The following is a 12,973-nucleotide window of genomic DNA, read 5'->3' on the forward strand; positions in this document are numbered from 1 at the left end:
TCTAAAAAAGCAAAACCCGTCTACACGGGTCATGCAGTTAAATGCGCTTGTTAAACATTAAGTAAAAGACGGGCCGGGTCTTCCAGCAATTCTTTAACACTTACTAAAAACTGTACTGAATCTTTACCATCAATCAAACGATGATCATAGGATAAAGCAACATACATCATCGGACGAATTACAATTTGTCCTTTCTCTACAACAGGACGGTCCTCTATTTTATGCATTCCTAAAATACCCGTCTGTGGTGGATTGATGATTGGTGTCGCGAGTAATGAACCGAATACGCCACCATTAGTTATAGTAAATGTACCGCCCTGCATCTCTTCCATTGACAATTTACCTAATCTGGCCTTGGTTGCAGCATCATTAATGGCCAGCTCTATTTCAGCCATACTCATTTGATCTGCATCTCTAATCACTGGCACTACTAATCCTCTTTCAGTAGATACAGCGATTCCAATATCATAAAATCCATGGTAGACAACATCCTGACCATCTATAGAAGCATTTACTGCAGGAAATCGCTTCAAAGATTCAACTACAGCTTTCGTAAAAAATGACATGAAACCCAGTTTTACTCCATGCTTCTTCTCAAAATTATCTTTATATTGAGCACGCATATCCATTACTGCTTTCAAGTTTACTTCATTAAATGTGGTTAACATGGCAGCATTATGTTGTGCCTGTAGTAAACGCTCAGCAATCTTGGCTCGTAGTCGAGTCATAGGAACACGTCTTTCTTCTCTAGCCCCCATGGGAACAGCGGAAGCACGCTGCTCTTTATTAGGCTCAACAGATTTAGCAGATTTTTCTCTATTGGATTCTATATAAGAAATGACATCCTCTTTAGTAATCCGTCCATCTTTACCAGTACCTTGAATTTGGCCGGGTTGCAAATCATTTTCTGCCATCATGCGACGAACTACTGGGCTGGTCGATTTATCTTCGTTTGCACTAACAGGTTCTTTTGTCGCAGTACTTGCTTCCTTTGCTGGAGCAGGAGCAGCTGCAGCAGTTGCACCTGAACTAATTTTAGCAAGCAGCTCACCGGAGCCAACAGTGTCACCCACTTGAAACACAATTTCAGTAAGGACACCATCTGCAGGAGCAGGAACCTCAAGAACTACCTTATCTGTTTCCAGATCCACCAAATTTTCATCGCGAACTACTTTATCACCCACTTTTTTATGCCACGCAGCTACCGTTGCATCAGCTACAGACTCGGGTAGAACAGGTACTTTGACTTCAATAGACATGGTTATACCTTCTCATTTTATAGTGTTTAAACTCATTTATTACCTAATAAAGCATGCTCAACCAAAGTAATTTGTTGTTGAGCATGCAGAGCAGGACTGCCCACTGCCGGAGCGGCGGCAAATTCTCTACCTGCATAAACCAATGTTTGTTCTGGACGTAAGCAATCCCGTATATTGTGCTGAGATGAAAACCAAACGCCCTGATTTTGAGGCTCTTCCTGGCACCAAATCACATCATTGGCATGTGGATATTTATCCAATTCGGCCATTAATGCCTTTTTGGGAAATGGATAAAGTTGCTCAATACGCACTATGGCTACGTGATTCAGCTTTTTATCACGTCGCATTTGCAATAAATCATAATAAACCTTACCGCAACATAACACCACTTTTGTTACTTTGGGTGCTATCAAATCATCAATTTCAGGAATGACCGTATAAAACTTGCCTTTTGTTAAATCCTCTAAAGGAGAAACAGCCAATTTATGGCGTAATAAACTCTTTGGAGTCATAACAATCAAGGGTTTTCTGAAATTACGAATCACTTGCCTACGTAACAAATGAAAGATTTGTGCGGGAGTTGTTGGAGTACATACTTGAATATTATGCTGGGCGCACAGTTGCATATAGCGCTCTAAACGTGCAGATGAATGCTCAGGACCCTGCCCTTCATAACCATGAGGTAGCAGCATCACAAGGCCACACAAACGCCCCCATTTTTGTTCACCTGAACTTATAAACTGGTCAATAACAACCTGAGCTCCATTAGCAAAATCGCCAAATTGAGCTTCCCAAATAACCAATTGTGTTGGCTCAGATGAAGCAAAACCGTATTCAAACGCTAAAACTGCTTCTTCAGATAATACTGAATCAATAACAGTGAACGTACGTTTAGGATCTGTAGAAATCTGCTCTAAAGGAACAAAAGTTTCACCCGTTGCAGCATCATGTAACACCGCATGTCGATGAGCAAAAGTTCCACGACCGCAATCTTGGCCGGATAATCTCACTCCGTATCCTTCCTGCAATAAACTGGCATAAGCCATGGTTTCAGCATAACCCCAATTCATGGGAATTTCACCAGTAGACATCTTCTCACGCTCAGCGAGTAAACGCTGAACCACTTGATGCAACTCAAAGCCCTCAGGAAGAACATTAAGTTTTTTGGTCAGTTTCTGTAACTCGGTTTTGCTAATCGTTGTATTGGCTTTATCCGTCCACTTGGCATTCATGTAAGGAGTCCAGTCTATAGAATATTTCCCTTCATAATCCTCATGAACCACATCAACAACAGCTTTGCCGTGATCCAGACCATCTCTATAAGCATCAACAAATTTATCTACATCATTTTTGGTAAGTATGCCCGCATTGATTAACTGATCGGCATAAATCTCACGCAATGGACGCATCGATTTAATTTTTTTATACATTACTGGTTGAGTTACGGCAGGTTCATCTGCTTCGTTATGTCCATTACGTCGGTAACAGACCAAATCGATGACTACATCGCGTTTAAACTTCATTCTGAAATCAAAAGCGATTTGAGTTGCAAAAACAACGGCCTCAGGATCATCTCCATTAACATGGAGTACAGGGGCCTGAACCATTTTCGCAACATCGGTACAATATAAAGTAGAGCGTGCATCCAATGGGTTACTTGTGGTAAATCCAATCTGGTTATTGATTACTATGTGAATAGTACCGCCTGTGGAATAACCTCTGGCCTGAGAAAAGTTAAAGGTCTCCATCACGACGCCCTGACCTGCAAAAGCAGCATCACCATGAAGTACCACTGGAACTACCGTATCTTTTTCCAACAAATCATTACGTCGCTCTAAACGTGAGCGAACAGAACCCTCAACAACAGGTCCAATAATTTCCAGATGAGATGGATTGAAAGCCAAAGCCAAATGCAGAACTGACCCAGACTCAGTCTTGATATCTGACGAAAAACCAAGATGGTATTTTACATCTCCAGTTCGTTCGTATTTAACTTTCCCTTCAAACTCCTGAAATAATTGTCCTGGTTCTTTGCCCAAAACATTAACCAATACGTTTAAACGGCCTCTATGTGCCATTCCAATTACAACTTCCTTGACTCCATCTCTGCCAGCGTTATTAATGATCTCTTTCATCATGGGTATTAAAGAATCACCACCTTCCAGAGAAAAACGCTTTTGACCTACATATCGGGTGCCCAGATAGCGCTCCAAACCATCAGCAGCAATCAAATCCTTTAAGATACCTACCTTTTTTTGCGGATTATAATCGGGACGCCCGCGAACAGACTCCATACGATGTTGCAGCCATTCAATTTCTTCGCTATCCGAAATATGCATGTACTCAATTCCAATGCTTCGGCAATAAGTGTCACGAAGCGCTTTATAAATTTCGGATAATGGCATTTCGGGACCATTAAAACTGGTACCTGCAAAAAAGGAGCGGCTCTTATCTACCTCCGCGAGATGATGATAGGCTAATTCCAATCGAGAAACATGAGTTCGTTCTACCATACCAAGAGGATCAAGCTCTGCTGCCAGATGCCCCAAAGATCTGAAATCATTGATCAAGTTGGCAACCTGATATTGTTGGCTATCCGCTGACTGAATGACATGACTTACTTTCTTATCAGCATTCTGCAAAAAATATTCGCGAATATCTCTATGAGATACGTCGCTATCAGCACCATTGGTTTTAGGCAATGCACTAAAGATTGCTCTCCAATCGGCAGATACCGAGTTCGGATCAGCAAGATAATCCTCATAAAGGCTATCTACATAAGCCATACTTCCACCAGATAAATAGGAAGAAGCCCATTCATTTTGCAGATTGGAACTGCTCATTGTTCTCTCCAAAGGGTTTACCCAGTCTTTTTTAACACGCCTATTGAATCCGATTGAACGATTAACAACTTATCCAAATACTCTTATTTTATATGTTGTTAAGCGCTCAATCTGCATTCAAAGCAAATAGTTAAACTGTTCTGAGGTGATTCTTATATCAAGTTTCCTGTGTCAACATTTGCGTGCGAATTTTAGCAATCGCTTGCGATGGATTGAGTCCCTTCGGGCACACATTAGTGCAATTCATAATCGTTCTACAACGAAATACACTGAATGGATCTTGTAATTTATCCAAACGATGTTGCGTTGCTGTATCACGACTGTCAGCTAAAAAGCGTCTTGCCTGTAAAAGCCCGGCAGGGCCAACAAATTTTTCCGGATTCCACCAGAACGATGGGCAAGAGCTGGTACAACAAGCGCATAATATGCACTCATACAGTCCATCAAGTTGTGCTCTCTCTTCAGGAGATTGTAAACGTTCCTGAGCGGGAGCCACTTCATCATTTTGTAAATAGGGCTCTATACGTTCATATTGTTGATAAAATTGACTCATATCAACAGCTAAATCACGTATTACAGGAAATCCGGGTAAAGGACGAATGACTACTTTATCAGTATTTAACTGAGATAAATGCGTAATACATGCCAGTCCATTGGTTCCGTTAATGTTCATGCCATCAGAACCGCATACACCTTCTCTACAAGAGCGTCTATAGGTGATTGAAGGATCCTGTTCTGCTTTCAAGCGCTCAAGCAAGGTAAGTATCATTGGATCGCTTTTCACCGGAATCGCTATCTCATAATCTTTCATATAAGGTTTGTCATCCACCTCGGGATTATAACGATATATCGACAGGGTCACATTTCTACTATCAGTCATTATATATCCTCTTTAATAAACGCGTTCTTTCGGCTCAAAGGGCTCGACGTATTTTGGTGATGTATTCACTGGACGATAATCAAGTACCTCACCTTCCTCAAAATACAGCGTATGTTTAATCCAGTTGACGTCATCACGAGCAGGATAATCTTCCCTGCTGTGAGCTCCTCTGCTTTCAGTTCGGGCAATGGCAGATTGCGCAGTAGCATAAGCAGTTGCCATTAAGTTATCCAGCTCCAGCGCAGTAACTCGTTCTGTATTAAATACATGACTTTTATCATCCAGTTTAGCATGAGCCAGTCGTTCACGTAGTGCCTGTAGCCGTTTTAATCCTGAAGCCATTACTTCGCCAGTACGGAATACACCAAAATCTTCTTGCATGACTCGTTGCATTTCATCCCGAATCGTTGCAGGACTTTCACCATCTGTTGAATGCTCCCAACGCTCGTATCGAGTCATTGATGCCGCGATATCATCTTCACTAATGTAAGGCATATCAGGCAATTGATTGGATTGCCATAGCTCTTCAACATGTAAACCAGCTGCCCGTCCAAACACCACCAAATCCAGTAATGAATTACCACCAAGACGATTTGCACCATGAACGGATACGCAGGCGCATTCGCCTACTGCATATAAACCCTCTACCAATTGTTCTTCACCATTGGTTTTGGTTATCACTTGGCCGTGCATGTTGGTAGGTATTCCCCCCATACTGTAATGACATGTAGGAACAACGGGTATAGGTTCCAGAATCGGATCCACACCGGCAAACTTCATGGACAACTCACGAATACCGGGTAATCGCGACATAATCAAATCTGCTCCAAGGTGATCCAGCTTCAACTTGACGTAATCCACGCCTTTAGGATCAAAGCCCTTGCCAGCTCGAATTTCCAGAGCCATGGATCGCGCAACCACATCACGCGAAGCCAGGTCTTTTACTCGAGGAGCATAACGCTCCATAAAGCGTTCCCCATCTTTGTTAATCAGGTAACCACCTTCACCTCTACACCCTTCGGTAACCAAAGTACCTGCCCCAGCTATACCTGTAGGATGAAATTGCCACATTTCCATATCCTGCAATGGAATTCCAGCTCTTAGAGCCATACCAAATCCATCGCCTGTATTGATATAGGCGTTTGTTGTCGATTGATAGATTCGCCCAGCTCCACCAGTCGCAAGAATACATACTCTGGTCTGGAAAAACACCACTTCGCCAGACTCAATGTTCATTGCGGTGACACCGGCAATGCGTCCATGTGAATCTTTGACGAAATCAAGCGCGTACCATTCACTAAATACATGTGTTTTTGCTTTTAAATTTTGCTGATATAGAGTATGCAACAATGCATGACCGGTTCTGTCTGCAGCTGCAGCTGTCCGCGCAGCTTGTTCACCACCAAAATTTTTGGACTGGCCACCGAATTGGCGTTGATAGATTTTACCACTGTCCATACGTGAAAAAGGTAAGCCCATATGCTCCAATTCATATACTGCTTCAGGACCCGTTTTGCACAGATACTCAATACAATCCTGATCGCCAATATAATCAGCTCCTTTGACAGTATCGTACATATGCCAACGCCAATCATCTGCATGAGAATTTCCCAAGGCTACGGTAATTCCCCCTTGAGCTGAAACAGTATGAGAGCGAGTTGGAAAAACCTTGGATAACAACGCTACTTTTAATCCTGAATTTGCCAACTGCAGCGCGGCACGCATTCCGGCACCACCAGCACCAATAATGACCGCATCAAATTTATTACGTGGAATTGTCATGCTTATTGTCCCCAAACAATCATTAAGCCCCAGATGAACTGACTAAGGAGCCATAGAACAACCACCATCTGCACTGCCAAACGTATAGCGGTACACTTCATATAGTCTGTTGTAACTGTCCAAATTCCGATCCAGGCATGCAATGACAATGCCAGCAATCCAATTGCAGTCGCTATTTGAAACAGCGTATTATTGAACAATAGTTGCCATTGTTCAAAATTTAAATCAGGATGCATGATCAAAAAACCAAATAAAAAAATGGCATACGCTGCAAAAAAGACTGCAGTAACTCGTTGAATCAACCAATCTTTTAACCCATTACCTGTTAAGCTAGTGACATTAGTTACCATATCCAGATTCCTAGAATAATTGTCAAAATAACTGAAAGAACTATAACTAAAATGGAAGTACGTCTACCTGTTGCCAAATGCTCACCAAAACCCATATCCATTATAATATGTCGGATACCAGCCAGAATATGATAAGCCAGTGACGCGCTAAAAGCCCACAACACTAATTTATAAAAAGGGCTTGTAATCATGTCTTTCATCTGGGTAAAGCTCTCTTCGGATTGAAGCGAAAGCCCCAGAATATATAACATGATGGGTAACAATATAAATAACAGTACCCCAGAAATCCTATGCAGTATGGACGCAATTGCCATAGGAGGAAATTTTAAAGTACCTAAATCAAGATTAACCGGTCTCTTCTTGTTCACTATTGGTTTCTTCCTCATTAGAAAATGTTGTGAATATAGCACCTTCCCAAATACAACTCGAATCAGCCTATTCTCATCTTCATCCATATTAATGATTTTTATCCTGATAATTGCATTACTATCAAACTGATTCTCTTGCCAAACCGTAAATCAGGTGACGATAGTACAATCTAGAATGGCCAAATTTCAATACACGCAGACGAAGTATAGCACTCTGTTTTTATCACGCAAAGTTAAGTCGATAAGGAAAATTCAGAACCAACTGGCCAATTGACAAAACCAGTACTATCATTAAACAAAACAATCACTTGGAAGTCTTGATGCTCACAAAAAGACCAATATTTAATCAGCAACTAAAATGTGTTGCCTATGAAATATTATCTTATCAAAATCTGCAATCAAGTGAAGATTTAGCCAATAGCCTTTTAGACTTAATTACCAACTCGGATACACAGCTTCCACTATTTATTCCCTTTGCCCTTAAAGTATACCTGGAACAATTGGATCCACCGGTAAAAAATCCAATAATATTAAAACTGCCTGCAGAAGATATAGAATCAATTTATTCAGTATCTGAATTACAGGAGTCTGTATTTTCGATCGCTTTACTCATCAATACACCACAACAGCTGGCATGGCTCAATTTCGCCGAGTATATTGCCCTGACAGATCAATTTATGAATCAGTCTGATGTAACCAAGGTTGTACAATACAGTAAATCAAAGCAACGAAAAGTGATAGCATATGGCATTGCACAACAAGCCAGTTTTGATAAATGTAAAGCGATGACAGTGGATTATTATTGTGGCGATTTTCTTTTTCAACCTTCAGAAACGGTTCATAACGACATCGCGGCAAATAAATTGAATCTAATACAGCTTATTCAAACGGTTCAAAAAGATGACTGTGATTTTAATCATATTTCAGCTGTAATTCAGTCCGATCCTTTATTAAGTTACCAAATCCTTAAAGTCGCAAACTCTATAGGACTCTCAGGAGGACAAACTATAGAATCTATTGACCAGGCAATAGCTCGGTTTGGATTAATCAATCTGAAAAATTGGGTTATGCTGTTCTCTATGAAAAACATTTCAAATAAGCCTGTAGAAATACTAGAATCAGCGCTTATCAGAGCATATATGACGAGAGAGCTGGCTGAAGCCAGTTCGAAGATAAACGGTCAGAGCGCTTACACTGCTGGTTTATTATCCATATTGGACTGCTTGTTAAATAAACCCATGAAAGAACTGATGCATCAAATCACCCTGGCCGAAGACATAAAAAATGCATTAATTGGGCATAAAGGCACATTGGGTAATTTACTTTCATTAGTTATAGCTTATGAACAAGGACAATGGGAACAAGTCCCCACACAAAATTATAATGGGGTAGATATCAGTAAATTATATATAGACAGTCTGGCATTGATACACGACTGTTCAAAAGCCATGCATGGTTAAATTTCAACAATAAGGTACATCATGTTTTTGATCCGATACTTGGCCGCACTTTGTTATGACGCAATAATCATTTTGGTCTTGTTTTTTTCACTGACCATTCTGCTGCTGATTTTTAATCAAGGCCATGCTATACCACCCTCAACCCTTTGGTACCAGCTCTCGCTAATAGGGACAGCATTGTTATATTATCACGGTTCAATACGATTTGGAGGGCAAACTCTGGGGATGAGAGCTTGGCGATTTAAACTGACCTCAGTTGATCAGAAGAGATTATCCAATAAACAAATTCTATTACGGATACTGTATTTTATACCCGCATTATTTCTTGCGCCTTTATATATAAAAAGCAGTTATAACGTGTTAAATCAATGGACCAGAACTGATTTCATCACAATTTAAAGTGAATAATTAACGTGATATTCCAGCCGAAGTTGGATTATGTGATTGCTGGTAGGGTTTACGCGGTGCTTCCGCTGGATATCCATAACCTTTATCTGCAAGTCGTTTCACAGTCTGTAAATATCCCTCGCCCCATGGACCCGGATCAAAATTAGTGACGACTACGTTATAGCTCAAATTAATAATGGACTCAAAAGCCTTTCTCTGAGCAATTTCATGGCCGCCAAAGGCTACCTGAACTTCATCTTCCGAACTCACACCACCAGACTTCAAGCGCTCTACAAGAATATAAATCATTTTTTCTATTGTAAAAAATAATTTGCACATGGACATCCCTGCGCTGAACATATCCTCACTTTTAGAAGTAGATAATTTGTGGCCGAAATCCTGAATATCGTAAACAAACTCCAGAACATTCGATCCTGGAATATTTTCTGGCTTTATAATGATTGGTGGGGAAATGCTCTCAATATGTGGGGAAGTAATGTAAAGATGAAAATCAGCCCAATGCCACCATATTTGATAAACACGCTCCACCAAGGTGATTGGATTATTCAAATCATTTGCTACTTCCAATTTGCGAACATCAAAATTGACTTCCGCAAAAACGGGGTTCTCTTTATTCCCAGAGTCAGCCATGTATTTACCCAAGTATTAAATGAGATAAGTTTATATTAGCCCAAAATTGAATGATGAGCACGAATGATGTCATGAATAAAGGTAAAAAAACCGTAAAATTATGTTCTTACCCCCAAAATTAACACCGATGATAACCCTATGATCGTATTTTCATATAGCGGGAAAATGCACATCAAGATTGAGACTGATAATATTCAGGAGGAGTACGGCATTTAAAGCACGCACTTTGACAGGAACCCTTCTCCTGGCATTTTCTGATAGCACCTTTATTAAGCCATATGTCCAGCATTGGTTGCAGCGCAGGAAGATCCAGGTGAAATTCTCTGGTCAATTGCTGGGTACTGACTACACCCTCACGACAAATATAATCACGAATTTGTAACAACACCATGCTTCTCCATATTTTTTCCACTGTATTTAAATACAACTACAACCATGAACAAACTGGATATCATGGCAATTATCCATAGAATGCTTTGTTGAGGATGCTCTAAAAATTGTGCTACCTGATAAAAAACAACTGCTGTCGCATAAGCAACAACAAAAGACCAAATGACTGAAGTCCACATCATTTGCCGGTTTGCTTCTTGCCGTATCACCGCCATGGTGGATACACAGGGGATATAAAGAAGAACAAACAGTAAATAAGCATAAGCCCCTGCCTGTCCATCAAAACGTTGGGACATCATGCCATAAACTGATTTGGAAACCTCGCTATCCGCCGCGCTTGCCAAAACAGGATTCCATAAAGCAGAACCCAGCTGGGACAAATTTTCTGGAATTGACCAGAACGCCGCTTTAATACCAGCCCAAAAATCAAAATGTGCTGCGGCCACTTCCCCTAAATGCCCTACCTGAGCATACAGAGTATTTAATGTACCCACTACAACTTCTTTAGCTAACATTCCGGTCAATAAACCGACTGTTGCTGGCCAGTTATCCTGATGAATACCCATAGGGGCAAATAATGGCGTTATCCATTGCCCCATTAAAGAAAGTAATGATTCAGTGCTGGCCTCTCCGGTATTAATTCCACCTCCAAGGGTTATTGCATTCAAGCCACCAAGAATAACGCAGATTGGAATAATCAATTTACCGGCACGAAACACAAAGAATTTCAGCCTCATCAATGTTTCTCTGAACAAGCGCCTCAACGCAGGTTTATGATAGGCAGGTAATTCCAGTATCAGAGGCGAGGCATGACCTTTCAACGTCGTTTTACGCAGAATAAAACCCGTTAAAACAGCCATTAAAATACCAATCAGATATAAAGAAAATACAATGTTCTGTCCACCAGACGGGAAAAATGCGGCAACAAAGACCGCATAAATCGCCAGCCGGGCACTGCAGGACATAAATGGACTCATCATGACGGTTAATAAACGATCGCGCTCGGAATCCAGAGTCCTTGCTGCCATAATGGCCGGAACATTACAACCAAATCCAACAATCATGGGAACAAACGACTTGCCGGGAAGCCCCATAGCTCGCATCGCTTTATCAACGACAAATGCAGCTCTTGCCATATAACCCGAAGTTTCCAATAAGGATAAAAAGAAAAACATGGAGGCGATTACAGGAATAAACGTTAACGTAGTATTAATTCCTTTACCCACTCCATTGGCAATTAAAGCAATGATCCAGTTAGGTGCATGAATTTGCTGTAATAACCAGGCACTGCCCTGAACAAAAACGGTATCAGTTCCTATATCAAAAAAATCCTGAAACGCGCCGCCAATATTGATGGAAAACAAAAACATTAAATACATCATGGCGAAAAATATCGGCAAAGCAAAAAAGCGATGCAAGACGATTTTGTCCAGTTTCGCCGTAAAATGCTCGCTGGCATCGCTTTTCTTTTGTTGAACAACCGAGACAATCTGATGAATGGTCTGATATCGAGCATCTGCCAACAATACATCAATACCAAGATTGTTGTGTTTTGATTGATCCCATTCAATCTCAATGGATTCGTGTCCAATTAATGAATCACCTTCAGCAAGTCTGCGTGAATAATAATACGCAAGAGAGTGACTGTATCCTTCACTGATTAAACGGGTTTCCAGACTATTCAATGCCTCCTGAACTGGCTGTGATAAGGATAATGATAATGGCTTCAGTTCCGCAGAAAGGGATAAAAGCGCGTTCTGCAATTCAGGTATACCTATATTTTTATGCGCCTGAACTGGGACTACCGGACAACCTAATTGCTGTTCCAATGCCTTAATATCAATAGTGATGCCACGCTGCTGAGCAATATCCATCATATTAAGAGCTACAATAACAGGTTTACCCAACTCCAGGATTTGAGTGGTTAAATATAAATGTCGTTCCAAATGACTCGCATCAATCACATTGATGATGCAATCTGAATCCAGATTCACTATGGATTGAGCAGCAATCTGCTCATCCTGACTCATGCCCTGAGCGTTTGCGACCAGGGAATACACCCCCGGTAAATCGGTTATTTCAATTAAATGATGTCCTACGGAACATTCGCCGGTTTTCTTTTCTACGGTCACACCCGGCCAATTTCCAACCCGTTGACTGTCTCCGGTTAGCGCATTAAATAAAGTGGTTTTACCACAATTTGGATTTCCTACTAATAAAACTTGAGTCATAGACGCTCCAACACTAATTGACTCGCTTCCTCTTTGCGAAGAGTCAAGGATGTTCCTCTCACTTCAACTTGAACAGGACACCCCAGGGGAGCGATTCTCACAACTGAAAATTCAACACCACGGGTAATTCCCAAAGATAATAGTCTTCTTCTGTATTGCAGATCAGTTGTACCAAAATCAACCAATCGCACTTTATCCCCACGCGCTAATTCAGAAATGTTCATAATGTAATACTAAAAAAATAGTTCAATAAAAAGATTTTACCACAAATGATATCGAGAATCATTCTCAGTTAAGCAAAAAAATATACATTAACACTAAGGAGTGTTGGCAATGACCCAATATCCCTACGTGGCGCGGCTTGTCCGCGCC

The 12,973-nt window shown here is 40.9% G+C and carries 12 protein-coding genes; 2 read left to right on the forward strand and 10 right to left on the reverse strand.

Annotation, left to right across the window (positions count from 1 at the left end; all coding sequences use genetic code 11):
- Positions 1-50 precede the first annotated feature (50 nt).
- The 6 genes from odhB to sdhC all read right to left on the reverse strand — a co-directional run bounded on the left by odhB (position 51) and on the right by sdhC (position 7,482).
- Positions 51-1,259: a 2-oxoglutarate dehydrogenase complex dihydrolipoyllysine-residue succinyltransferase gene (odhB, locus tag Lqua_RS02745; protein ID WP_058472761.1), complete on the reverse strand. Its 1,209-nt coding sequence runs from the start codon at positions 1,257-1,259 to the stop codon at positions 51-53.
- Between the two features lie 32 nt (positions 1,260-1,291).
- Positions 1,292-4,102, reverse strand: coding sequence for a 2-oxoglutarate dehydrogenase E1 component (locus tag Lqua_RS02750; protein ID WP_058472762.1), 2,811 nt, complete (start codon positions 4,100-4,102; stop codon positions 1,292-1,294).
- Between the two features lie 157 nt (positions 4,103-4,259).
- Positions 4,260-4,982, reverse strand: coding sequence for a succinate dehydrogenase iron-sulfur subunit (locus Lqua_RS02755; RefSeq protein WP_058472763.1), 723 nt, complete (start codon positions 4,980-4,982; stop codon positions 4,260-4,262).
- Between the two features lie 12 nt (positions 4,983-4,994).
- A complete protein-coding gene (gene sdhA / locus Lqua_RS02760; RefSeq protein ID WP_058472764.1) occupies positions 4,995-6,764 on the reverse strand; it encodes a succinate dehydrogenase flavoprotein subunit in 1,770 nt (589 codons plus the stop codon).
- Between the two features lie 2 nt (positions 6,765-6,766).
- Positions 6,767-7,114, reverse strand: a complete 348-nt coding sequence (gene sdhD / locus Lqua_RS02765) for a succinate dehydrogenase, hydrophobic membrane anchor protein (RefSeq protein WP_058472765.1) — start codon at positions 7,112-7,114, stop codon at positions 6,767-6,769.
- Positions 7,108-7,482: a succinate dehydrogenase, cytochrome b556 subunit gene (gene sdhC, locus Lqua_RS02770; protein WP_058473062.1), complete on the reverse strand. Its 375-nt coding sequence runs from the start codon at positions 7,480-7,482 to the stop codon at positions 7,108-7,110. Before sdhC ends, sdhD begins: the two co-directional genes overlap by 7 nt.
- Before the next feature lie 320 nt (positions 7,483-7,802).
- Here sdhC and Lqua_RS02775 point away from each other — a divergent pair, with 320 nt between their 5' ends.
- The gene (locus Lqua_RS02775) at positions 7,803-8,942 is read left to right on the forward strand and encodes an EAL and HDOD domain-containing protein (RefSeq protein ID WP_058472766.1); all 1,140 of its coding nucleotides are present in this window, start codon (positions 7,803-7,805) and stop codon (positions 8,940-8,942) included.
- 21 nt (positions 8,943-8,963) lie between these two features.
- Positions 8,964-9,341 (forward strand): RDD family protein, encoded by a 378-nt coding sequence (locus Lqua_RS02780; RefSeq protein ID WP_058472767.1) that lies wholly within the window; start codon positions 8,964-8,966, stop codon positions 9,339-9,341.
- Between the two features lie 9 nt (positions 9,342-9,350).
- Here Lqua_RS02780 and Lqua_RS02785 read toward each other — a convergent pair whose 3' ends face one another.
- The 4 genes from Lqua_RS02785 to Lqua_RS02800 form a co-directional block, all read right to left on the reverse strand.
- Positions 9,351-9,980 carry a hypothetical protein gene (locus Lqua_RS02785; protein ID WP_058472768.1) on the reverse strand — a complete coding sequence of 210 codons (630 nt, stop codon included), beginning with the start codon at positions 9,978-9,980 and terminating at the stop codon, positions 9,351-9,353.
- 172 nt (positions 9,981-10,152) lie between these two features.
- Positions 10,153-10,368, reverse strand: a complete 216-nt coding sequence (locus Lqua_RS02790; protein ID WP_058473063.1) for a FeoC-like transcriptional regulator — start codon at positions 10,366-10,368, stop codon at positions 10,153-10,155.
- Positions 10,349-12,601: a Fe(2+) transporter permease subunit FeoB gene (gene feoB / locus Lqua_RS02795; protein WP_058472769.1), complete on the reverse strand. Its 2,253-nt coding sequence runs from the start codon at positions 12,599-12,601 to the stop codon at positions 10,349-10,351. Before feoB ends, Lqua_RS02790 begins: the two co-directional genes overlap by 20 nt.
- Entirely contained in the window at positions 12,598-12,825 is a 228-nt protein-coding gene (locus Lqua_RS02800; RefSeq protein WP_115148788.1) for a FeoA family protein, read from the reverse strand. The genes feoB and Lqua_RS02800 overlap by 4 nt, the downstream gene beginning before the upstream one ends.
- Positions 12,826-12,973 lie beyond the last annotated feature (148 nt).

Source organism: Legionella quateirensis, from assembly GCF_001467955.1.
In the GTDB taxonomy this organism is placed as follows: domain Bacteria; phylum Pseudomonadota; class Gammaproteobacteria; order Legionellales; family Legionellaceae; genus Legionella; species Legionella quateirensis.

Coding starts and splice junctions, on each gene's coding strand:
- Lqua_RS02780 (WP_058472767.1), top strand. CDS start 8,964: ATGTTTTTGATCCGATACTTGGCCGCACTTTGTTATGACGCAATAATC.
- Lqua_RS02750 (WP_058472762.1), bottom strand. CDS start 4,102: ATGAGCAGTTCCAATCTGCAAAATGAATGGGCTTCTTCCTATTTATCT.
- sdhD (WP_058472765.1), bottom strand. CDS start 7,114: ATGGTAACTAATGTCACTAGCTTAACAGGTAATGGGTTAAAAGATTGG.
- odhB (WP_058472761.1), bottom strand. CDS start 1,259: ATGTCTATTGAAGTCAAAGTACCTGTTCTACCCGAGTCTGTAGCTGAT.
- Lqua_RS02785 (WP_058472768.1), bottom strand. CDS start 9,980: ATGGCTGACTCTGGGAATAAAGAGAACCCCGTTTTTGCGGAAGTCAAT.
- Lqua_RS02800 (WP_115148788.1), bottom strand. CDS start 12,825: ATGAACATTTCTGAATTAGCGCGTGGGGATAAAGTGCGATTGGTTGAT.
- Lqua_RS02775 (WP_058472766.1), top strand. CDS start 7,803: ATGCTCACAAAAAGACCAATATTTAATCAGCAACTAAAATGTGTTGCC.
- feoB (WP_058472769.1), bottom strand. CDS start 12,601: ATGACTCAAGTTTTATTAGTAGGAAATCCAAATTGTGGTAAAACCACT.
- sdhA (WP_058472764.1), bottom strand. CDS start 6,764: ATGACAATTCCACGTAATAAATTTGATGCGGTCATTATTGGTGCTGGT.
- Lqua_RS02755 (WP_058472763.1), bottom strand. CDS start 4,982: ATGACTGATAGTAGAAATGTGACCCTGTCGATATATCGTTATAATCCC.